We start from the raw sequence: 621 nt of genomic DNA on the forward strand, positions 1-621 counted from the left end.
CGGGCCAGGTGGTCCACCAGATGGACCTGTTACTCCCGCCGGACCTGATGGCCCCGTTGGGCCGGTCGGTCCGGCTGGTCCTCCAGATGGGCCTGTTACCCCTGTTGGACCGGTTACTCCTGTTGGGCCTGTAGTGCCTTCCCCTGTCGGTCCGGTTGCTCCCGTATCTCCTGTTGCCCCCGTCGGACCTTGTATTCCTTGAATCCCTTGTGGACCTTGCACTCCTTGGGCGCCCGTCGCTCCTTGAATTCCTTGCACTCCTTGCACTCCTTGGGGACCCATTGGACCGGTTGGACCTATCTCTCCTTGTACTCCTTGCACTCCTTGTGGGCCCTCTGGACCTGTTGCTCCTATTTCCCCTTGTATCCCTTGAATTCCAGTTGCTCCTTGTGCTCCAGTTGCTCCCGTTATCCCTTGCACACCTTGGATTCCCTGAATTCCTTGTGGACCTTGTGAGCCTGTTGCTCCTTGCACTCCTTGAATGCCTTGTATCCCCTGAGGACCCTCTGGACCCGTTGCTCCAACTGGCCCTTGAACACCTTGTATTCCTTGCGGACCCTGAAGTCCCTCTGGGCCTTCTGGACCGGTTGGACCTATCTCTCCTTGTATCCCTTGAATTCC

At 58.0% G+C, this 621-nt stretch carries 1 pseudogene; it reads right to left on the reverse strand.

Annotated elements, in window-relative coordinates:
* Window positions 1-621: pseudogene (locus MR079_RS28355) on the reverse strand (collagen-like protein); the annotation flags it as partial.

This window comes from Bacillus cereus group sp. BfR-BA-01381, from assembly GCF_022663555.1.
Taxonomy (GTDB): domain Bacteria; phylum Bacillota; class Bacilli; order Bacillales; family Bacillaceae_G; genus Bacillus_A; species Bacillus_A pacificus.